At 68.1% G+C, this 18,112-nt stretch carries 19 protein-coding genes and 1 tRNA gene; 7 read left to right on the forward strand and 13 right to left on the reverse strand.

Features of this window, described 5'->3' with window-relative positions; genetic code table 11:
* Nucleotides 1-106: 106 nt before the first annotated feature.
* Entirely contained in the window at nt 107-763 is a 657-nt protein-coding gene (locus OHS18_RS28460; protein WP_328447503.1) for a L,D-transpeptidase, read from the reverse strand.
* 106 nt (nt 764-869) lie between these two features.
* Here OHS18_RS28460 and OHS18_RS28465 point away from each other — a divergent pair, with 106 nt between their 5' ends.
* Together OHS18_RS28465 and OHS18_RS28470 are read left to right on the forward strand one after the other, a co-directional pair.
* Entirely contained in the window at nt 870-1,391 is a 522-nt protein-coding gene (locus OHS18_RS28465) for a GrpB family protein (RefSeq protein ID WP_328612990.1), read from the forward strand.
* Nucleotides 1,392-1,503: 112 nt separating this feature from the next.
* The gene (locus tag OHS18_RS28470; RefSeq protein WP_328612991.1) at nt 1,504-2,013 is read left to right on the forward strand and encodes a hypothetical protein; all 510 of its coding nucleotides are present in this window, start codon (nt 1,504-1,506) and stop codon (nt 2,011-2,013) included.
* Here OHS18_RS28470 and OHS18_RS28475 read toward each other — a convergent pair.
* Both OHS18_RS28475 and OHS18_RS28480 read right to left on the reverse strand, forming a co-directional pair.
* The gene (locus OHS18_RS28475) at nt 2,003-2,893 is read right to left on the reverse strand and encodes a serine/threonine-protein kinase (protein WP_328447497.1); all 891 of its coding nucleotides are present in this window, start codon (nt 2,891-2,893) and stop codon (nt 2,003-2,005) included. The genes OHS18_RS28470 and OHS18_RS28475 overlap by 11 nt on opposite strands.
* Nucleotides 2,894-2,908: 15 nt before the next feature.
* Nucleotides 2,909-4,603, reverse strand: coding sequence for an HsdM family class I SAM-dependent methyltransferase (locus tag OHS18_RS28480; protein WP_328612992.1), 1,695 nt, complete (start codon nt 4,601-4,603; stop codon nt 2,909-2,911).
* Between the two features lie 77 nt (nt 4,604-4,680).
* Between OHS18_RS28480 and OHS18_RS28485 the strand changes: the two genes are divergently transcribed.
* Nucleotides 4,681-5,424 (forward strand): PP2C family protein-serine/threonine phosphatase, encoded by a 744-nt coding sequence (locus OHS18_RS28485; RefSeq protein WP_328612993.1) that lies wholly within the window; start codon nt 4,681-4,683, stop codon nt 5,422-5,424.
* 58 nt (nt 5,425-5,482) lie between these two features.
* A tRNA-Ser gene (locus OHS18_RS28490) sits at nt 5,483-5,567 on the forward strand.
* 1,460 nt (nt 5,568-7,027) lie between these two features.
* On the opposite strand, the gene OHS18_RS28495 is transcribed toward OHS18_RS28490, so the two are convergent.
* The 10 genes from OHS18_RS28495 to OHS18_RS28540 all read right to left on the reverse strand — a co-directional run bounded on the left by OHS18_RS28495 (nt 7,028) and on the right by OHS18_RS28540 (nt 15,085).
* Nucleotides 7,028-8,359 (reverse strand): tyrosine-type recombinase/integrase, encoded by a 1,332-nt coding sequence (locus OHS18_RS28495; protein WP_328612994.1) that lies wholly within the window; start codon nt 8,357-8,359, stop codon nt 7,028-7,030.
* A 13-nt stretch (nt 8,360-8,372) separates the two neighbouring features.
* Complete coding sequence (locus OHS18_RS28500) at nt 8,373-8,675, reverse strand: helix-turn-helix domain-containing protein (RefSeq protein ID WP_328612995.1); 303 nt, start codon at nt 8,673-8,675, stop codon at nt 8,373-8,375.
* Nucleotides 8,676-8,963: 288 nt separating this feature from the next.
* Nucleotides 8,964-10,118 carry a DUF3631 domain-containing protein gene (locus OHS18_RS28505; protein WP_328612996.1) on the reverse strand — a complete coding sequence of 385 codons (1,155 nt, stop codon included), beginning with the start codon at nt 10,116-10,118 and terminating at the stop codon, nt 8,964-8,966.
* A 35-nt stretch (nt 10,119-10,153) separates the two neighbouring features.
* Nucleotides 10,154-10,513: a hypothetical protein gene (locus OHS18_RS28510; RefSeq protein ID WP_328612997.1), complete on the reverse strand. Its 360-nt coding sequence runs from the start codon at nt 10,511-10,513 to the stop codon at nt 10,154-10,156.
* A 234-nt stretch (nt 10,514-10,747) separates the two neighbouring features.
* Nucleotides 10,748-13,015, reverse strand: a complete 2,268-nt coding sequence (locus OHS18_RS28515; protein ID WP_328612998.1) for an FtsK/SpoIIIE domain-containing protein — start codon at nt 13,013-13,015, stop codon at nt 10,748-10,750.
* Nucleotides 13,015-13,920: a hypothetical protein gene (locus OHS18_RS28520; protein ID WP_328612999.1), complete on the reverse strand. Its 906-nt coding sequence runs from the start codon at nt 13,918-13,920 to the stop codon at nt 13,015-13,017. Before OHS18_RS28520 ends, OHS18_RS28515 begins: the two co-directional genes overlap by 1 nt.
* On the reverse strand, nt 13,920-14,123 hold the full coding sequence (locus OHS18_RS28525) for a hypothetical protein (protein WP_328613000.1): 204 nt from the start codon (nt 14,121-14,123) through the stop codon (nt 13,920-13,922). Before OHS18_RS28525 ends, OHS18_RS28520 begins: the two co-directional genes overlap by 1 nt.
* Entirely contained in the window at nt 14,123-14,440 is a 318-nt protein-coding gene (locus tag OHS18_RS28530; protein WP_328613001.1) for a hypothetical protein, read from the reverse strand. The genes OHS18_RS28525 and OHS18_RS28530 overlap by 1 nt, the downstream gene beginning before the upstream one ends.
* Before the next feature lies 1 nt (nt 14,441).
* Entirely contained in the window at nt 14,442-14,672 is a 231-nt protein-coding gene (locus OHS18_RS28535; RefSeq protein ID WP_328613002.1) for a hypothetical protein, read from the reverse strand.
* A gap of 119 nt (nt 14,673-14,791) precedes the next feature.
* Entirely contained in the window at nt 14,792-15,085 is a 294-nt protein-coding gene (locus tag OHS18_RS28540) for a hypothetical protein (RefSeq protein WP_328613003.1), read from the reverse strand.
* Between the two features lie 119 nt (nt 15,086-15,204).
* Here OHS18_RS28540 and OHS18_RS28545 point away from each other — a divergent pair, with 119 nt between their 5' ends.
* The 3 genes from OHS18_RS28545 (at nt 15,205) to OHS18_RS28555 (ending at nt 18,107) form a co-directional block, all read left to right on the forward strand.
* A complete protein-coding gene (locus tag OHS18_RS28545; RefSeq protein WP_328613004.1) occupies nt 15,205-15,531 on the forward strand; it encodes a GntR family transcriptional regulator in 327 nt (108 codons plus the stop codon).
* A 186-nt stretch (nt 15,532-15,717) separates the two neighbouring features.
* On the forward strand, nt 15,718-17,187 hold the full coding sequence (locus OHS18_RS28550) for a helix-turn-helix domain-containing protein (protein WP_328613005.1): 1,470 nt from the start codon (nt 15,718-15,720) through the stop codon (nt 17,185-17,187).
* A gap of 527 nt (nt 17,188-17,714) precedes the next feature.
* Entirely contained in the window at nt 17,715-18,107 is a 393-nt protein-coding gene (locus OHS18_RS28555; RefSeq protein WP_328613006.1) for a hypothetical protein, read from the forward strand.
* Nucleotides 18,108-18,112 lie beyond the last annotated feature (5 nt).

Here is an 18,112-nt window from a genome sequence, read left to right on the forward strand (position 1 = left end):
CCCCCTTCCCAAGCGATTTCTTATCGCCTGAACAGGGGGGCCAGTTGCACTCTTACGAGTGAAGTTACTCTACCGTGATCTACTGTCCGTATCGGTTGATGACGCGTTACGGAACAACCTGCACGACGTCGCCGACGTGGAGGGTGGTGAAGTACTTCAGCGACGAGCTCGCCGACAGGTGGATGCAGCCGTGCGAGTACACCGACAGGCTGCCGGTGTGGAACGCGTCACCCGGGTAGAAGAAGACCGAGTTCGGCATCGGCGCGTTGTCGAACTCCTTCGACAGGTGCACCTTCTCCTTCGACAGCACGTGGAACGTGCCGGTCGGGGTCGCGTAGCCCTTGCGGCCCGGCAGCATCGAAACCGGCCCGTAGACGACCTTGCCGCCCTGCAGGATCCAGGTCTTGTGCGCCGAGAGGTCGACGCAGGCGGCGGTGCCCGCGGACGCGGCGGCGGCCGCGCACGGCACGCCGGGGTCGGCGGCGGGCTTCGGAGCCGGCTTCGGCTTGGGCTTCGGTTTCGGGGTGGTGCTGCTCGGCGCCGCCTTGGTCGTCGACGGCGCCGGCGCCGGCGTCGCGCTGGCCGATGTGGTGGGCGGAGCGGTGGACGTGCTCGCGGACGTCGTCGGCGCACCGCCGCCGGCACCCGCCGCGACGGCCCCGCCGCCGGCGTTCGGCCCACCGGAACCGGCCGCCCCGCCCGAGCACGCGGCCAGCACGAACGCCGTGGCCAGCGCGGCCGCTCCCACCAGAAGCCTCTTCACGATCCGGTACCCCCAGAAGATTCGATCCTGTCGGACACCCGTAAAGACGGGAGTCACCCGCCCGAGGTTCGTCCACGAAGGTCACGATTGGGTAGATGATGACCCGATGGTGATCGTTTCTTCCTACGACCAAGCCTGGCCGGAGCGCTTCGCCGAGGCCCGCGCCGAGATTCTCGCCGTCGCCGGCGACCGGTTCACCGAGGTAGAGCACGTCGGCAGCACGTCGGTACCCGGCTTGCCGGCCAAGCCGATCATCGACATCGCCGCGCTCGCGCCCGATCTCGACGCCGTCCCGCCCGGCCTGTTCGACGGCCTCGGCTACCGCGCCGAGGACTTCGGCGCTCCGGGACGGCTGCTGTTCGTCCGGCGCGCCGGCGACGTCCGCACCCACCACCTGCACGTCTTCCCGCCGACGAACTGGGAGTACAACAAGGAGCGCGTCCTGGCCGCCCACCTGCGGAAGTACCCGGAAGCCGCGCGGCGGTACGGCGAGCTGAAGCAGAAGCTGGCCGCGTCCGGGATGACCGGAGACGCCTACACGCGGGCGAAGACCGGCCTCATCCAGGAGCTGTCCGACGCGGCTCGCGCCGAGCGCGGCCTGCCGCCGGAGCCGGTCTGGGAGGAGTAGCGCGTCAACCCGGGGGTTGAGGCCGGGTTCCACCCGGGACCGATCCGCACGCCGACGCGATGAGGCGGCCGTCGGCCGAAGCTGGAGGCACCTTCGAAACCGGGAGCCTCCGATGTCCAGCTTCGCCACCGTCCTCCTCTATGTCGCCGTCGCCGGCCTCGTGCTCTACCGGGTCGTCTACAAGCAGCTCCGCGGCACGCTGCTCGACCGCAAGTCGCTGGTGACGCTGCCGCTGGTCCTCGTGGCGGTGGGCGGCTACCTGACGATCGGGGCGCTGCCCGGCAGCTCGGCCGCCGAACTCGCTTTCCTCGGCGTCGACCTGGTCGTGCTCGCCGGGCTCGGGGTGCTCCGCAGCACCACGACGACGCTGACCGCGCGCGGAGGCACGACGTTCCAGAAAGGCTCGGCCGTCACCCTCGGCCTCTGGGTGCTCACCATCGCCGTCCGGATCGGACTGGTGACGCTGGCGACCGCGCTCGGCGTCGCGGGCCCGCTGACGTCGGCGTCGATCGCGCTCACCCTGGGCGTCAGCATCGCGGTGCAGAACGCGACGACCTACCGCCGCGTGCGGCTGGCCGGTCTGCCGCTGGCCGAGCGGAGCCCGGCGGCCCTCAGCCGCTGACGCGCCCCAGCATCCGCGCGTACATCCGGCCCGGGCTGGCCACCGACGGCGGCGCCAGGAACCCCGGCAGCGGCGGCAGCCCGGCGACGAACGGCCCGAGCCGGTCGTACAGCACCGCCGCGCCGGCCGGCCGGTCTTCGGGATCCTTCGCGAGCATCTCGGCGAGCAACGCGTTGAGGTGCTTCGGAATCCCCGGCACCGGCAGCGGCAGCTCCTTGACCTGCCGTTCGAAGACCGCGTACGCGGTGGGGCCGTCGAAGAGCCGCTGGCCGGTGAGCATCTCGTGCAGCACGCAGCCGAGCGCGTAGAGGTCGCTGCGCGGTTCGGCGCCGCCGCGCTGGATCTGCTCGGGCGCCATGTACGACGGCGTCCCCAGCAGCTGCCCGGCCCGGGTGAACTGCGCGGTATCGGCTTCCCGCAGCACCGCGAGCCCGAAGTCCATCACCTTCACACCGCCGTCGGGGCCCAGCATCAGGTTCGACGGCTTGAGGTCGCGGTGGCACACCGCGAGCGCGTGGGCGGCGGTCAGCACCGCGCACGCCTGCGCCGCGATCGCCGCGGCCCACGGCACCGGCAGCGGCCCGTGCTCGGCGAGCAGGTCGGCGACCGTCACGCCCTCGACGAACTGCATGACCTGGAACAACCGGCCGTCGTGGGTGCCGAAGTCGTACAACGCCGGGACGCCGGGGTGGTCGAGCGTCGCCAGAATCCGTGCTTCGCGGGCAAAGCGGGCTTCGAGCTCTTCGTCGCGGCCCGGGAGCCTGAGCAGCTTGATCGCGACGCGCCGGCCCAGCCTGCGGTCGTGCCCGCCGTGCACCGCGCCCATCCCGCCGCGGCCGAGCGGCAGTTCGTCGAGCTCGTAGCGGTCGGCGATCAGCATCCGTTCCCCTCGGGCTCATTGCCCTCCCGGGCGCAGCCGTCCTTCGACGAGTCCCGCGAAGCCTAGCCGGACCAGCTCACGGCCCGTTTCCGCCGCCTCACGCAGAACGTCGTCGAACTCGGCGAGCTGCTGGAAGACCAGGCCGTACCGGTACTGGACGTCGAGCGGGCACCGCGGGATCCGCACGCGCCTGCTGTCGATCCGGGTCGACGCCGACGCAGCCGGCAGATCGGCCGCGCGCAGGCAGCCGGCGAGGAAGTCGGCGTCCAGCCGGTTCGGGTCGACGCGGTAGACCGTGAGCCCCGCCCCCACCGGCAGCGACGGTCCACTGTGGACGTACGCGATGCCGGTGACCGACGCGACGACGTCCCCCGCCGCCGCGACCGGCGGCTCGGCGTCCGCCCGCGCGGCGTGCCGGACCTCGACGACGCCGGCCTTCACCAGCTCGCCGATGGTCGTGAACGTCTGCTCGACGTCCGCCGTCGCCAGCGGCGGCAGCTGCGGCGCCAGCTCGTCGAACCGCTCCCGCACGGCCTGGAACGCCTGCCCGGGGTCCTCGTCCCGGGCCCGCCACCGGGCCGGCGAGAGGTCGACGTCGTCGTCGAGCAGGTCGATGATCCGGACGCCGGACTCCGGCCGCGCCAGGAACTCCAGCCAGTCGACCTCCACTGTGGACAGATCGTCGCCCGCCTCGCCGAGCAGCACCGTGGACGGCGGGCGCTCGCCGGCCACCGGCCGTCGCAGCAGCCAGAGATCGGGCCCCACCGACGTCAGCGTGACCACGGCGCGGACCGCGCCCGCGCGCAGGAGGTTGCCGCGGATCCGCTTCCCGCTGCGCCGCCCGGCCGCCGCGCCGGGCATCAGGATCGCCACCGTGCCACCGGGTTCGACGTGCGCCAGGCAGTGCTGCACCCAGGCGAGCTCCGGCTCGCCGCGCGGCGGCAGGCCGTACTCCCAGCGCGCGTCGCCGACCAGCTCGTCGTGTCCCCAAGCGCGTTCGTTGAACGGCGGATCGCACAGCACGGCGTCGGCGGTCCGGCCGGCGAACGCGTCCTCGCGCAGCGCGTCGACCGCGTGGACCTCGGCCTCCACGCCGCGCAACCGCAGCCGCAGCGACGCGATCGACGCCGTCATCGGGTCACTGTCCTGGCCCAGCAAGGTTTTCGCGCCGCTCGCGAGGGCGAGCGCGCCGAAGCCACAGGCCGGGTCGAGGATGACCGGCACCGGCCCGACGAGCCGGGCCATCAGCTCGGCGACCGGCTCCGGCGTCATCGACAACCGACGCGAATGCGCTTCGAAGTACCTGCGGCACAACAGTTCGAACGCGTCGACGGGCCCGGTCCGGTGGGTCATCTCGCTGAGCAGCGTGAGCAGTTCGGCGTCGGCGAGCTTGCGGTCGAAGGTGTCGACGATCCCGGCCTGGAAAGCGAAGAAGACGCCCGCGCGGTTCACGCGCTCGGCGAGGTCGAGGTCGTCCCCGAGGGCGCGCAGGCGCTGCCAGGCGCGTTCGGCCGCGGACAGCTCGAACTTCTTGCCGCGGGCGTGGAACCAGCCGGCGACGTCGGACAGGCCGAACAGCGGGCTCGACGCCGTGCCACCGACCGGCTGCGGGAAGTCGGGGTACCGGCGGCGCCAGTTGCTCACCGCGGCCCGGCCGACCCCGCCGAGGCGCGCGATGTCTGCCGCGCTGACCGTGGCGTCGTCGTCCATGGCGAGGACCCTATCGGAGGATGGTCCATTCAGCCGACATGCTTGTGAACTCAGTCAACCAATGCTTTCATGGGAGCATGACACACGATCGGTACGTCCTGCGGTACGCCGCGGGGTCGGACGTCGGCAGGCGGCGCCGGATCAACGAGGACTCGCTGTACGCGAGTTCCCGCCTGCTCGCCGTCGCCGACGGCATCGGCGGTCAGCCGCACGGCGAAGTGGCCAGCGCGACCGCCGTCGACGTGCTGCGCGAACTCGACGTCGACCTGCGCCGGATCGACCTCACGACCATCGATCTGATCCCGACGCTGGCCGGTGTCGTCAAGTCGATCGACGAGCGGCTGACCGAAGTCGCGTCGCAGGAACCCGCGACCGAAGGCATGGGCACCACCCTCACCACGCTGCTGTTCGACGGCATCACGTTCGCCACGGCCCACATCGGCGACTCCCGCGGCTACCTCCTGCGCGACGGCGACCTGCGCCGCCTGACCCGCGACCACACGCTCGTCCAAGCTCTGGTCGAAGACGGCCGCGTCGCCGCCGAAGACGCCGACTCCCACCCGCGTCGATCCCTGCTGATGCGCGCCCTGCAGACGGCGGGCTCGAGCGAGGCCGACATCTCGACGTTCACCGCGAAGCCGGGCGACCGCTACCTGCTCTGCTCGGACGGCCTCAGCGGCCCGGTCAGCGAACCCACCCTGCGCGACACCCTCGCGAGCGGCACCGCCCCCGCCGAACTGGTCACGGAGCTGATCCGCCTGGCCAACGAAGCCGGCGGCCCCGACAACATCACGTGCGTGGTCGCCGACGTCGCACCCTGACCGGACCGGTCAGACCCGCCTTCGCAGGCACGTAAGGGCATCCGGTATCGTCTCCTGCGGAGGATTGGCCGAGCGGCCTAAGGCGCACGCTTGGAAAGCGTGTTGGGTTCACGCCCTCGCAGGTTCGAATCCTGTATCCTCCGCCGTTTGATCAGGCAAAACGCCGGGTGCCCCGCTTCGGGACACCCGGCGTTTTCCGTCTTAGTCTCAGTTCTAGTCTCAGTTGCCGCTGGTCAGAGCGGTGCGAGAGCCGGACGCACCCGGTCGAGTCCCTGCCTGAGTAGACAACTGGCCGCATTCGCTTCACCACCCGCGATCAAGTTGCGGGGCCGAGCACCCGTCCGGCTGGCGGATCGAGACCCACTCCCAGTGGTCGAGTTCGGCGCCATCCAACACGACGGCGCCTTCGTCTGCACAGATCCCCGCAGCCGTGGTGGTCGGCACCACACCACTACATGTCGGCGCGCTCCCGGTGAGCACCAGGCGACGCCGGCAGACTCCAATATGATGACTCTTTGTAAATACCTTATCACTATTGGTTCAATGCGTTACACGGCGTCCGACCGTTCATCGATTTATCCGTCCACATTGGATGCACAAGACAGGACTTGCCCAACTCCGCAGATTCGTGCGCAGTTCACCGATAGGCTCATGAACACGCTATGTGATGTCGACTATTACTGTCGGCTTCTACTTCTTTCAGACTATTTCCTATCGTCCTGTACTCGCCACCCTGCTCTTGCGCAAGAAGAATTCTGTAGGCGGGCCTCTGGCGAGGCAAGTGGCCATTGGTCAAACTGGGGAATAGTCGAGTTGGACGATAAGCGGGGACTTGACAAGGTGTGATACCTTCCGCGCCTTTTGAAAAAAAGCTGGAGCTAATCCGACACGCGACGAGCGGTCAATTTGATCTTCTTTGCCTGCAATGCGATAACCCGGACCGAAGACGATTGATGCCGTTAAACGTCCCACATGAGCCGTTTACCGACTGCGCCAAGGCCTAATCGACCGGTCGCGCTGAATTCCAGGAGTCGTTCAAAGTTACGGTAATGAGGTTGCACCTAGACGACAAGCGTCGATGCGGCCAGAGTGGGAACGGCCCCCTGGATAGACCAGGGGGCCGTTCGGACCTCCGTCCGAACGCGCTCGGAGCGATCCACTGCCTGCAAGCTAATCGATTGCTCCGGACGAGTGAACTCAGACGAAGGAGTCTGCATGGCGACCATACGCCACGGACAGGCCGTTCAACCACCCCGAAAACGACGTAAACGGCCTGCTACAACCACCGATCGGATCCTCTGTCGCTTGATCGACTGGAGCATCGCTTCCTGGGGAGCCCTGGCTCGGGTCGTCCTGCTGGTCAGCGTCCCGGCCGTACTCCTGCTGGGCACTGCACGGGCGCTCGACTCCAAGGTTGATATTGGTCCCGTCCACATCGCGCCGAGCATGGATAGCGGGTGCCGCCCAGGAGGACTCCAAGGCTAATCCGCGGAGTCAAACCCCGTTGTCGCGGATGCTCAGGACACTGTTCGACGGGTCCTGAGCATCCGCGATCTTCACAGCCGCGCCAAGGTGGGCTCGCCTACAAACTGATCTTCGCCATCTAGTCCATACCGTCGTCCTGCGGTGCCCAGATCAGTCCGTCAACCCGGCCGGCCACGCCGCGCCTGATGCGGTCAGTCACGTGCTGATACCTAGCGGCCATGGCCGTGCTCGACCACCCCATAATGGACATGACCGTCCGTTCCGGGACCTCCAGCAGAAGGAGGACCGTCGCGGCGGTGTGCCGGGCGTCGTGAAGCCGCCGCTCTCCCACCTTGGCGTCGCGCAGCAGCTCCTTCCAGTGGTGGTAGTCGGTGTTCGGCACCAGGGGCTGACCGGTCGGCTTGGTGAAGACGTAGCCCGTCTCCTCCCAGAGGTCGGCGGCCAGGGCGCGTTCCTGGGCCTGGGCCGCTTGGTGCCGCACGAGCAGCAGCGCGAGTTGCTTGGGCAGCCCGATGTACCGCTTACCGGCTCGCGACTTCGTGGGCGCGGTCTCCCGGCGCGTCGAGACGCGCTGAGAGCAGTACCCAGCGAACTTCCGGCCACACGGCGTCGAGCAACCGTGCTTGTACTTCGGCCGGAGCCGGTTCCGTCGCACGCCGATTTCGGGCGTGTGGCGCTCGAAGCACTCGGCACAGAACGGGGACTTGTGCTTCTTGCACGCCCGGTCCCAGCGGTCCCAGTTCACGTCGGGCCACTGGATCCCCAAGGCCTCACCCTGGCGGAGACCCAACGCGAGGGCGATAGCCCACCGGGCGCTGTTTCGCTTACGTGCGGCGGTTTCCAGGATGCGCTGGATCTCGTCGACGTCGTACGGCTCGTAGTCCTGCTCCTCCACCTTCGGGGCGCGGGCCAGTTCCGCCGGGTTGTCCGTGATGATTTTGCGCTTCTTGGCTTCCTTGAGCGCGGTACGGATGGTGCGGTGAACCTGATGCACCCGGCCGGCGGCGGATCCCTCACGCATCATCTTGCGGTAGAGCTTTTCCAGGTGGTCGGGTTCCAGCCTGTCGCCCGTGTGCGAACGCTGAAGCCGGTGTGCACCCACGCCCGGGATGAGGTGAACCCGGCACGCCACCTCGTACGCGTCCCACGCGTTCTCAGTGATGGTCGGTGGCGCGACGATGTTCTCAAGCCAGTGGGTCAGCCAAGATTCAACAGTCCAGTTCTGCCCAGCCTTCCGCACGCGCCCTTCGTCGCGCTCGTTCTCCCACTCCCGCACCTTGTTCCGGACCTTGGCCTCATCCTTGGACATGGTGTGCCGGCGGTCCGGCCTCCCGTTGTCCTTACGGCCGACCGTCACGCGGCCGTGCCAGTGGCCGTCCGTCTGGCTGAAGTAGACGCTGCTCGCGCCGTTCGGAGCGCGCGTGCCCTCGGGGCGCTTCTTCCTTGCCATTGAAAGTCCTTCCTCAGGCGGCGGCCTCTTCGCCGGAACCGGCGACCAGGCGGGCGGCGAACGCGTCGATGGCGGATACGGAGATGCGGCGGAGTCGGCCGATGCGGACGGATTCCAACGCGCCGGAGCGGACCAGGCTGTAGGCCGTCGTACGGCCGATGCCGAGCCGTTCTCCGGCCTCCTCGACAGTCAGGAGCACGCGTGGCGGCAGCGGGCGGGATGCTGGCCGTGGGGCGTCGGCGTCGCGGGCCGCGAGACGTTCGGCGAGCTGTGCGAGGCCGGCGGCAAGCTGGGCGATGTCGTTGGCGGTAGCCATTGGTGGTGAGCCCTTCGGGTCGTGCTGTCGGTGGCGGCGATGCGCATGGGCTTTCCTCGGGTCTGATGTGGTCGGTTGTCGGTGCTGAGGGGGTAAGCCGTACCAGCCGTACCAGCCTCGTTTTGCCTGGTCAGACGCGGTACGGCTTGGATTCTTGGTACGGCTTGAGCCGTACCAGGGCGGTTGCGGTGGTACGGCTTGAGCCGTACCAGGCGGGGAAGCCGTACCAGGTCTGACCTGCGAAAACGAGGCTGGTACGGCTGGTACGGCTACCCCGCCCGGCGGGTGTCAGGCCGACCGCGCCCGGCGCAACGGAATCGCTCCCCCGACGGCCTCGCCATCGCGGTCGGCCGGTGACGTCGGCGGGTCCGGGCAGTAGCGCTCCCACGAGTCGGCGAAGTCGCCGCGCCGGTAACCCTTGGCCTGCCCGGCACCGGGGAACCGCATGGTGTCCGACCGGATGCCGTACTCCTTGAGCAGCGTCCCGAGCCTCATGGCGGTGAGCCCGGTCGCGCCGTACTCCCGCCACGGCGACTCGTCCATCGCCCGCAGCCGGTGCAGCAGTTCGGCCGTGGGCAACGCGGTCTCGTCCCCGAACGCGGTCCGGCAGTCGACGAGTAGCCGCTGGCGGTCGGAGTTGCCGTCGTCTTCCTCTGCGGTGGCGGTGAGGGCGAGCACGGCGGCGCGGGAGCGGTCACCCCAACCGGCACCGGCGTGGTCGGCGACGGCCACGAGCGGTTCCCAGGTGTCGGCGGCGCGGTCTTCCACGGGCATCTCCGGTTCAGCGGCTTCCAAAGTGGACAGATCAGCGCGCAACCACGCCCGCAGGTCGTCGGCAAGCACCCGCAGCGCGGGCCGGTCCCGCCGGTGCCGGTACGGCGCAACGCTTTCGCCGGGCGCGCGGCGGCGCATCCGCACGATGACGGCGCGGTCCTCGATGGTGTCGGGCATCGCACCGATCCCGGCGAGCGCGGCCATGGCGAAGGTCGGGATGGACTCGACGCGCTGATTGGTGGCGTCGTAGCGCTTGGCCGGCCGGTTGCGCTGGTGCCCGGCGTTGAGCAGCCCGCGCAAGTCCTCGTTGCCCTCGGCTTTCGGTCCGAAGATCGTGTCCGCCTCGTCCACGAGCAGCGTGGGCGGGTCCTCAGACACCGACCGGTAGACCGCCGCCGGGGAGCTGTTGACGGTGATGAAAGGGTTGTGGCAGGTGGCCTCGACGATGTCGAGCAGCCGGGACTTCCCGCAGCGCTTCTCCGGGGCGCGGATCACCAGGCGCGGGGCGTGCGCCCACGCGGGTTGGGCGTGGGTGGCGGCGATCCAGAGGGCGATGGCGTCGGCGGTCTCGGGGGTGGGTAGGGCCACGTATCGGGTCAGCGAAGCCCGCAGCGAGTCGAGTAATGCGGCTCCGTCCGGGGTGGACGGTTCGAGGTCGTGAGTGCCCATCGGTGCTCCCCCGTCGTTCGGTGTCGTGGTGGTCATCAGGCGGCCTCTCGCGTGGCGATCCAGGCTTCGACCCGCGCCCACGACGCGGCGGCCTGTGCGCGGATCTGGTGCGGTGTCAGGGCGGGCCGGGTGACGGCGGCGCGGCGGCGTTCGAGTTCGGCGTAGGTCGGCGCGGCGGCGAGGGCGCGCCAGTCGGCGGCGGCCGACACGGCGTTAGAGGTCTCCCGCAGCGTGCGGCGGCGGTCCCACTCGACCCACTCGGCCAGGAGTTCGACGATGTGCGGGCTGGTGTTGAGCAGTCGCCAGGCGGCGGCGTCGAGGGTGAGCGCGCGGTACTCGGTGAAGGGGATGGTGACTCGGGTGGCCGGGCCGGCGGTGGTGGTATGCGTGGTCAAGGCGGGTCCTCACGTCGGTCACACAGGGTGACAGTGTGTGGGCGTGTTCAGGCAGGGCTAGGGCCGGGCGGTGAGGGCGCTAGCCTGGTTTTCCGGGTGTTTCCGCAGGTCGGAGCGAGGTGGACCTAGGGCGCTAGTGCGCTGGTCACGACTGCTGCGAATGTCTAGAGGAGGGGTCTAGGTCTAGGGGCGGTCCGGTCTAGGACGCGCACCGCCCCTAGCCTCCGATACTGGTTACGCTCGGTTGTTCTTGGCGGTGGTGAGGGCGTCGCGGGTGTAGCCGTTGCGGTTAGCGCCCTTCCCCGTGTCCGGGTCGGTGCTCCACACCTGCTTGGGCTTGACGCCGTAGGGCTTGAGCGCGGTGGCGAGGTTCTGCGCGGTCCAACCCCGGTACTGGCCGGGCCGCAGTTCGGCGAGCCGGGTCACGATGGCGTCGGACCAGAGCTTGTCCTCACCACGGGCGAACACCGCGACGGTGTCGGCCAGCGGGTCCAACCGCGCGGCCTCGACGTCCACGGCCTCACCGGCGGCGTAGCCGGTGATGTTGCCCAGCGCTTCCCGCCGGGCGCGGGCGCCGGCGGCGATCTTCTTGGCGTCGGTGGCGTCCTTGTAGACGCTGCGCACGATCTGCGCGTCGTCGCCTTCACCGGCGAGGTAGCCGATACCCCGGTCGGAGCGGGCGAACATCGTGGCCCGCACCCCGGACTTGTACTGCGACGTCCCGAGAACCATGTCGTTGGCCTGCTGCCCCATCACCTTGAGGCAGAACCGCAGGATGGCGTTGGCGGAGATGCCCGTGGGCAGCGACTTCGCGTCCGGGCGCTGCGTGGCCAGGATCAGCGTGATTCCCAAGGCGGGGCCGCGTTTGACCAGGTCGGTGCAGATCTCCTCCAGCTCCTCGCCGTGTTCGGGGTGCTCGAACCACACCTGGCACTCGTCCACCCCGACCACGATCGGTGCGAGCCGCAAGTCCTTACGCGCGGCCAGCTCCGGGGTGACCTTGTTGTCCGGGCAGACCGACTCCGGCAGGTTGCGGATCACCTTGGTGCGCCGCCGCATCTCCTCGCGCAGCTCCCGCATCTCGACCACCATGCGTTCGATGTCCTCGGGGTCATCGCCCACGCCGTAGGCCTGCGCGCACTGCCCCAGCGGCGAGAGGTCACCGGTGCCCTTGAGGTCGTAGGCGTAGAGCACCGCGCGCGGGTCGAGGGCGGCGATCAGCAGCAGTTCCCGCAGGGTCACGGTCTTGCCCATGCGCGGGACCGCGCCTATCACCATGGACGCGAACATCAGCGTGATGGGCACCCAGCGGCCGCGCTGGTCGGTGCCGAAGGGCTGGGCCGTGAACAGGTCCACGGTCGCGGCCGGCTTGGCCAGCGGCCACGGTTTCTGCTTGGCCTTGGACATGTCGGTGTCCCCGACCCACAGCACCAACCGTCCTTCGTGGACCTTCGCGTCCCCTTCCGGCCACACGCACCCGATCTGGCGGCGCAGTGCGGAGGACAGCTCGTCGCGCTTGGCGATGATGTCCCCAGCCGTCACGCCCAGCGGGAGGTCGACGTCCGCGCGCCAGCCGTCGCCGTCGCGGGCGATCGGGTTCGGGAACTCGATGCGCTTGCCCTTGGCATAGGCCTGGTTCAGGCCACCGATCCCGAGAGAGCAGAGCGCGTCCTCGATCATCGACGACGTCAGCTTGGGTGTCTTGACCGCGTCCACGGCGCGGCCGGCGACCGGCTTGTCGGCCGGGGCGCCCCACCAGCCCACGAGCGTCATCGCGACGACCAGGCCGGTCCAGTTCCAGAACGGCGTGACGAACGTGATGCACAGGTAGACGATGGCCAGGAGCACGACCACGGCGAACATCACCGGTCCCATGCGGCGGCGCACGGTGTCGTTGCGGATCTCGCGCAGCTTCATGTACAGCTCGGCGTCGGCGCGGTCGCGGGCGTTCATACGGACCGGGTGGGATTCCGCGTCGTACACCCACGCGCGCAGCCGGGCGACCAGGCGACCGGTCGCGCCGAACGAGCGCAAGAACGCGGTCGGCACGTACACCGGCACCCGCAGCGCGTGGAACGCGGTGGTGTGGGCGGCGTAGCGGACCAGGAACCGGGCCCGCGACTTGAACTCCTCGGCGGAGGTCAGCCAGCGCGCGACCAGCGGCCGGGCGGTGGCGTGGCCGGCGGTCTCCCACCACGTCGCCTTCGTCGCGGGCGGGTCGACCAGCCGGACGACCGTGCCGGGCTCCGCCGCGTCGTCGGCGGCGGGCCGGTCCTGCTCCGGGATCTCCTCAGGCGTGTGGGCGGTGTCGGGTCGGATCGGGACGACGTTCCCGCCACGGGTGACTGCGGTGTCGGTGTTCGCGGCGGTGTCGTCGGTGGCGTTCACGGGTGCGTCGGTCGGGGTGTTCGTGGACGGGTCGGGCGTGCTGTTCACGGAGAGGGGCCCTTCGGGGTCGGGTCCGTTCACGGACTCGGGGGTGTGATCGGCGGTGGTGGACATCAGGCGGCCTCCTCCTCATCGACGGTCACGGGCTGGTCGGCGGGCACCGGCGCGATGGCCGGGCGGGTGGTTTCGGCGATCAGGTCGTCGGCGACGTTCTTGCTGGTGCCGCGCGAGATCTCCGGGCAGACCGACCGGACCCACGCCGGGGTGATCTCGATGCCGGGTGTCCACGCGGTGCGGGCGTCGGCCAGGTAGTCCCCGCGCAGCTTCCGGGCGGGCTTGGCGGCGGGCTTGCGGGCCGGACGGCGACGCGGCCGGGTGACCGGGACGGGCGTCTCCCCCGCGCTGTCCTCCGCCGCAGCAGCGGGCACGGCGGCAGGGGCGTCGGTGGCGGGCTGTCCGGTGAACGCGGTGCCGGCGGCGGCCATGACGGCCTCGGTGAGCTTGTCCCGCAGCACCGGCGCCGTCTCCGCCGCGAGGAACACCAGCACCGGCGGAACCGAGTGCAGCACCACCCCGGCCACGTCCAAGTGCGTCCAGGACTTCCAGGTGTTCATGACGTAGGTGGCCAGGAACGCGAACCACTTCGTCCGGTGCGCCCACGCCCCGGTCTCGACCTGGTACCGGGCGGTGACCTGCTCCGCCCGCAGCACCGCGACCAGGACCAGCGACACCATCGGGTCCAGCAGCCAGCCGGCGAGCCAGCCGAGTGACCAGGTGGCCGCGCCGGCGGCGGCGAAGCTCTGGACGTTGACCATGGTGAACGCCAAGCCCAGGAAGATCCCGAGCCAGATCACGGTGTCGATCTGCGTGCGGACCTTCTCCACCCGCAGCGCGACCACGTCCGGGTGGTTGGACAGCCGGCGGACCTTCGCGGCGGTGGCGGCGTCCTGGGCGAGCTTGTCAGCGTCGGTCAGCGGCTGGTGCTTGGCGTCCTGCGGTGTAAAGGTGTCGGTGCTCATCAGCTCTGCCCCCAGTTCGTGTCGTGCGTGCGGTTCCAGCGGTCCTTGCGGCCTTCCAGCTCGGCGGCGAGGACCTGGCGGCGCTGGTCGTCGGTCAGCTCGCCGAGGACGCCGCTGCGGTGTTCCGGCTTGAGGCCGGACAGGAGGGTGTGGATGACGGCGGCCGCGATGGCGTCGTCTTCGGTCTTCTTCTTGCCGAACATCAGCGACGACCCCCACGGGTGGTGTGGACGATTTCGGTGATGGCCATCAGCCGCACGATCGTGGCGGCGGCCAGCAGCGCCGGGACGAGCAGCGCGATCCAGGTGGCGGTGGTGTTCTGGATTTTCACGATCACCAGCCACTGGACGAACGCGATGATCGCCGTGGCCAGGACCAGGCGGATGGTGTTGCCGGTCATGCGGGTGACTTCGCGGACGCCCTTCTGGGCGCGTACCGCGGATTTGCGGCCGGAGCGCCACACGGAGAACACGCCGACCAGGGCGAGGCCACCGAGGATCATCAGCATCTGCGTGGACATCTCAGGCCACCTCCGACACGTCGAACAGGTCGGTCTGACCGGGTGCCTGCCAGCCGCCGCCGTGCCAGACCGCGTCGAGCGCGATGCCGTGTTCGGCGCGGATGATCGGCTCGACGTCCGCGAGCCAGGTGCTGCGCGTGGCGGCCGGTGCCTTGGCCCACGACCGGCCGGTGTCGGTGAACCGGCGGATCGCCAAACGCTCGATCGCCCGAGGGGTGAGGGTGCTTACCATGGGAGACCTCTCCGAGTAGCTACCTGCGTGGTGGTTGGGGAGACCCGACGCGGCGTGCGCGTTCTTGGCGGGATGAGCCGCCGTGTCGGGGCCAAATGCGGAGATGACGAGTCGGACAGTCATGCGGCCTCGCCGCTCTCCGCCGTCTCGGCCATGTCGAGGCGGACCGGCAGGACCCGCAGCGCCGCGCGGCTGGTGCGCCGGCGAGTGCGGTTGGCGTGCTGCGAATCGGTGAACGTGTGCCGGATGCGGGTCTCGGCCACGGCCGTCGCGGCGGTCAACTCCTGGTCGACCTCGGCGATCAGTGCGTCGATGGCGGACTCGTCCAGACCGTCAGGGCAGTGCCCGTGAGCAGCGGAAACGCCGTCAGCAGCGAAATGGACAACCCGGTTGATGATGTGCGCGGACTTCATGTGGAACCTTTCGATCGAGTGCCTTGCTGTGCCTTAGTGCACCTTATAGTACTTAGGTAAGTCAAGGCTGCACGTGTGGCGCATTAAGGTGATGTTGGTTTTCTGCGTACGCTGGCCAGATGCCTATCGATCAGCAGGGAGCGCAGCCGCTAGGCGCACAGATCAGGGATGACCTGGTCCGTCGCATCCGAGCCGGCGAGTTCGCCCTCGGGGAGAAGATCCCGTCGCTCAAGGCGTTGGCCGGGACGTACAACGTCGCCGAGCTGACCGTCCACAACGCCATCCGGGAGCTGCAGCACGCCGGCGTGCTCGAGTCCGCCGCCGGGCGAGGCACGTTCGTCCGGAGCTTCCCGGATGAGAGCGCGCCCGCCGATGACGTCGCAGCTCTCCGAGCCGAGGTTGCCGACCTCCGTCGCCGGGTAGAGGAGCTTGAGAAGCGTTCGTGATGTCCGGCCGTTCGGGCCTTGGTTCGTGATCATGGAGCTAGCTTCGCCCGTGAGCACCACCACAGTCCAAGGCCGGACAGTCCTAACGCCGCTCCCGCATGACAGCCAGGCATAACCGCAGTTCAAACGCTATCTAGTCCGCCCGATCGCAGCCGAAAAAGATCGAAACGAAGGGACTTGCCCCCAGTGGAAGCAGACCAGCCGTGGCTCTCGCCGAGGTCGACAACCGAGGTCGAACTGAACACCGGGCTGCTTGCCGAGGTTCTGAAGGAGTACCGGAAGACCAACGGTCTCAACCAGGCGGATTTGGCCCAGATCCTCAACATGGACCAGTCGTACATCTCGAAGATCGAGACCGGCCAACGACAGGTCCGAGATCTGGACACTCTGCTGCGAGTCGCCAACCAGCTCAGCATCTCCCCCTCACGCCTCGGGCTGTCCAAGGAGCTGCTGCAGCCCGTAGCTCCCCCGTCGACGTCTGCACTGGTCAACGAGGTCGACCCGGTCGCGGTGAGCCAGGAAGAGTGGCGCCGGATGCGCCGCGAGCTCAACAGCCGTCGGCGCGACCTCGCCGAGGCGGCCGCGTCGCTCTACCGGCCGGAAGCGCGCATCGGAAAGGCTCCGCTGATCGCCCGGCGGGCGTGGATGCCGCCAGCACCCGTGCGCCTGGAGGACATCAAGCTTGAGTGGGCGGACCACCGAGTCCCCATCACCGTCACTGGCACCGAACCCGAGGCGGACAAGGCTTTGCCGCTCCGCGCTCCCGGCCGCCGCTTCGAGCGCTACACATCGGCGATCAAGTACCTGGACCCGCCGTCGCTGTTCGAGAACCGGACGAGCTACCGGCTGCTGGACGTCGACCTGACGCCGTCGAACGAGCGGATGACGTTCGGCCTGGCGACGTACTTCGACAAGCTCGACCTATCCGAGGCCATCGCGCACGAGCTGGCCGTCGCGCAGGCACCGAACCGGAAGATGCCGCGCGCGGACTGGTCGGAACTCCCGCTGCGCGGCCTGATCGGCGACCCGTTCGACCTGGAGCGCCGACCGGTCATGCCCGCGATTGAGACGCTGACTCTCCGCCGCCAGCGGGACACCGGCAAGGCCACGTTCCTACTGCACTGGCGCGACCCGGCGAAGGTCGCGACGGCCGCCGGCATCTACGGCCTCATCCCGGCCGGCGAGTTCCAGCCGTCATCGGTCGGAGCCTGGGACAAGGAGAACGACTTCGACCTGTGGCGCAGCATGGTCCGGGAGTACTCCGAGGAGATCCTCGGCGAGCCGGAACGCGACGGCAGCCAGGGCGAGCCACTCGACTATGAGAACTGGTCGCTGTACCGCGATCTCCAGACAGCGCGCAAGAGGGAACACGTCACCGCTTACTGCCTCGGTATCGGACTCGATACTCTTACACTCACCGCGACCATCCTGACTGTCGTCGTTATGGACGACGACGTCTTTGACGATCTGTTCGGAGACGCGGTCGACGTCAATGCCGAAGGCGTCCTCGTAACTGCCTCAGAGTCATCATCAGTATCCGAGGGTGTTCCATTCACAGCAGAGAACGTTGCACGACTGCTCACACAGGAACCTATGGCCTCGCCAGGTGCGTGCATTCTGGAACGCGCGTGGCGCTTCCGTGAGAAACTACTTTAATAATGACATATACCGGTGACCCCAGGAAAGCATCAGCTCGTCGCAAAATCTCGAAAACGCATCGAAGGCTCGGCCTTCCACCATTGTGGCGTGGGCTGATATTTTGGGTCCTACCTTGCGGGTTCTTCATTTTGCTCGCCGCTGGACTGTACGGCGACAAGACTGGATTCTGGTCAACTCGACCGTATGCCACCAATATCTTAACCACCGCTACGGGAGCCTGCCTTGGAATTCCCGTTGCCGTGGGCATCATTCAGCGACTCACCGTTCTACAAGAAGAGCGACGGCAATGGAGCTCCACTGCTCGAATTCTTGAAGATTGTACTCGACAGATGCGTTTCGCAATTGCTACAAGCTACAAATCTCCTGACGGCGAACTTCTAGACTGCATAAGCTTACTCAAGTACTGTATTTCACGCGCTAAGGTACTACTTCCTAATGTGGGCCCTGGAACTGGCCCAATGGGCGGCTCGATAGAGGCGGACTCGTTGTACATTGACGAACTTCGCCGATTCGAGGTTGAGATTGTGGAACTGCGCGAGAAAATGAGTTCGACCCTTCCCGGAGAAACATTGAACAAGACGATGTGTCTAATGTACGACGCAGCCTGGGAATCTCTGGATCAATACGTCAGGCCCAGAATTCAAGAACTAGATGGTCGATGGCTCGCGGCGGAGAACTACTTACCCTTAAAGGCGGAGGGGTTTCCGTATGCGCCCAAGGGTGCGGCCCTGCTAGAACTTCAGGCCATTATCGATAAGGTACAGCAACAAATCGAAACCAAAATGATCAAATCTCTCGAAGGTCCGCCATTTACTTCTAACATGGAAAGCTGCCAAAGAGCGATCGACAGCTACCTGCTAATCAGGAAACTGTTCCCACGAGTTGAAGAACTGAGAAATATATTTAGTCCGCACTAGCAAAC

Source organism: Amycolatopsis sp. NBC_00355 (assembly GCF_036104975.1).
Taxonomy (GTDB): Bacteria; Actinomycetota; Actinomycetes; order Mycobacteriales; family Pseudonocardiaceae; genus Amycolatopsis.

Excerpts from the sequence above, each read along its gene's own strand:
- OHS18_RS28465 (WP_328612990.1), top strand. The coding sequence starts at position 870 with ATGGTGATCGTTTCTTCCTACGACCAAGCCTGGCCGGAGCGCTTCGCC.
- OHS18_RS28470 (WP_328612991.1), top strand. The coding sequence starts at position 1,504 with ATGTCCAGCTTCGCCACCGTCCTCCTCTATGTCGCCGTCGCCGGCCTC.
- OHS18_RS28475 (WP_328447497.1), bottom strand. The coding sequence starts at position 2,893 with ATGCTGATCGCCGACCGCTACGAGCTCGACGAACTGCCGCTCGGCCGC.
- OHS18_RS28480 (WP_328612992.1), bottom strand. The coding sequence starts at position 4,603 with ATGGACGACGACGCCACGGTCAGCGCGGCAGACATCGCGCGCCTCGGC.
- OHS18_RS28485 (WP_328612993.1), top strand. The coding sequence starts at position 4,681 with ATGACACACGATCGGTACGTCCTGCGGTACGCCGCGGGGTCGGACGTC.
- OHS18_RS28495 (WP_328612994.1), bottom strand. The coding sequence starts at position 8,359 with ATGGCAAGGAAGAAGCGCCCCGAGGGCACGCGCGCTCCGAACGGCGCG.
- OHS18_RS28500 (WP_328612995.1), bottom strand. The coding sequence starts at position 8,675 with ATGGCTACCGCCAACGACATCGCCCAGCTTGCCGCCGGCCTCGCACAG.
- OHS18_RS28505 (WP_328612996.1), bottom strand. The coding sequence starts at position 10,118 with ATGGGCACTCACGACCTCGAACCGTCCACCCCGGACGGAGCCGCATTA.
- OHS18_RS28515 (WP_328612998.1), bottom strand. The coding sequence starts at position 13,015 with ATGTCCACCACCGCCGATCACACCCCCGAGTCCGTGAACGGACCCGAC.
- OHS18_RS28520 (WP_328612999.1), bottom strand. The coding sequence starts at position 13,920 with ATGAGCACCGACACCTTTACACCGCAGGACGCCAAGCACCAGCCGCTG.
- OHS18_RS28525 (WP_328613000.1), bottom strand. The coding sequence starts at position 14,123 with ATGTTCGGCAAGAAGAAGACCGAAGACGACGCCATCGCGGCCGCCGTC.
- OHS18_RS28530 (WP_328613001.1), bottom strand. The coding sequence starts at position 14,440 with ATGTCCACGCAGATGCTGATGATCCTCGGTGGCCTCGCCCTGGTCGGC.
- OHS18_RS28535 (WP_328613002.1), bottom strand. The coding sequence starts at position 14,672 with ATGGTAAGCACCCTCACCCCTCGGGCGATCGAGCGTTTGGCGATCCGC.
- OHS18_RS28540 (WP_328613003.1), bottom strand. The coding sequence starts at position 15,085 with ATGAAGTCCGCGCACATCATCAACCGGGTTGTCCATTTCGCTGCTGAC.
- OHS18_RS28545 (WP_328613004.1), top strand. The coding sequence starts at position 15,205 with ATGCCTATCGATCAGCAGGGAGCGCAGCCGCTAGGCGCACAGATCAGG.